At 63.0% G+C, this 1,459-nt stretch carries 2 protein-coding genes and 1 pseudogene; 2 read left to right on the top strand and 1 reads right to left on the bottom strand.

The window, feature by feature from the left end:
- Both DL891_RS16500 and DL891_RS16505 read left to right on the top strand, forming a co-directional pair.
- Positions 1-328 (top strand): annotated as a pseudogene (locus DL891_RS16500) (serine hydrolase); the annotation flags it as partial.
- Between the two features lie 2 nt (positions 329-330).
- Positions 331-693, top strand: coding sequence for a hypothetical protein (locus tag DL891_RS16505; RefSeq protein WP_111721581.1), 363 nt, complete (start codon positions 331-333; stop codon positions 691-693).
- Between the two features lie 3 nt (positions 694-696).
- On the opposite strand, the gene DL891_RS17610 is transcribed toward DL891_RS16505, so the two are convergent.
- On the bottom strand, positions 697-1,459 hold a 763-nt coding region (locus DL891_RS17610; RefSeq protein WP_232819238.1), incomplete at its 5' end, for a CPBP family intramembrane glutamic endopeptidase.

The following is a 1,459-nucleotide window of genomic DNA, read 5'->3' on the forward strand; positions in this document are numbered from 1 at the left end:
TACCTGCGCGGACTTGGCCACTTGGATGCGCTTGACTCGTGATGGACGCCAGCCTGGAGCGGCCGGGCTTCAGCCGGTGGCACCAGCACCGCTTCTGCCATGGTTGCCCGACGCAAAGATCGCGATCACTTGGGTCCTTGCCGCGACACCCGCAGGAGACGATCTCATCTTCCACAACGGACTCACCGGTTCGCACTCCTCTTTTGTCGGCTACTGTCCCCGAACCGGGCGCGGGCTGGCCTACCTCGTTAACTCCGCACCCACCGGAGCGCAACTGGTGATGCTGCAAGGCGACCTCGTGGGGACCATCCTCGACGAAGGGCTTTAGATATGAGTGACATCGTTGTCATGGTCATCACCGGCCTGCTCGCCCTCGGCGTCCCCGTGTTGACCGTATGGGGCATCTGGCGCAACGCCCGACACACACCCACCCGCCAGCGTGCTTTAGCGAACGTGTTGGGCAGCGTCGCAGGGACCTCATTGCTGGGGGTGGTGCTTCCAGCCGCACTGCTGGGGGCCCTCGACCCCTTCCCGATCTGGCTCGTATACGCAGTGCTCGCCGTAGTGGCAGCGATCGTTCTCGCGTGGCGCTGGCCAGCACTGCGATCAGGGAAGTGGAGCAGTCCCAGTTTGGCGATCAGCTCCTGCCTGTTGCTCGCGGTGCTGGTGATGGCAGGCGTCGCAGTCACCTGAGCCTCAGTGCGGCGGAGAAGATTCGAGCTCGCGAATCATACCCGTGCGCCGCCGCAGCAACCAGAGGCCATAGATTGCAGTCAGTGCGCCCAGCGCCACGTTGATCCCCCCGTTAAGTAGCAGATCCGTCACCGCGACTCCGGCGTTCTCGCCGGGCACGGCCGCCTGAACGCTGTTGACAAGGTCCATGAGGAAGTGGACGATCAGCAACGGCCAGATGGTCCCGGTGGCGAGCGCAACCGCCGCAAAACCGATGCCGATCCCGAACGTCATGATTACTTGAGCCGTGACGGTGATCGGATCGCTATCGACGGCGAGGTTCATGACATGCATCAACCCGAACAACGCGGCGGAGCCAAAAACGGCTGGCCGTAGCCCACGGTAAAGCAGCACGCGCAGCACAACGCCTCGGAACACCGCCTCCTCCCCGAATGCCACTGTCGCGACACCGAAGACGATGATTGCGGCCTTCCACCAAGGCTGAGCGACCACTCCCGGGCCGAAAACCATAGGGATAGCCGGCAGTAACAAGAGCGGAAGTGCTGGCATCACCCGTCGCCAAGTCGGTGCTGTCAGAAACCCTGACGGCCGCCACATCCGCCACACGCTAAGGAATACGACAGCGACGATGATCCTGGTTGCGTCGACCCCGAGCATGACAACCCACGCACCTACCGAGGCTGTACCTCGTTCCCACGGCAGAAGGAACCACAGCGGAAGGCTCACCGAGTAAACAGCGAACGCAAGTATCGCGGCAGCAACCGGG

Origin of the sequence: Homoserinimonas sp. OAct 916 (assembly GCF_003260275.1) — a bacterium.
In the GTDB taxonomy this organism is placed as follows: domain Bacteria; phylum Actinomycetota; class Actinomycetes; order Actinomycetales; family Microbacteriaceae; genus OACT-916.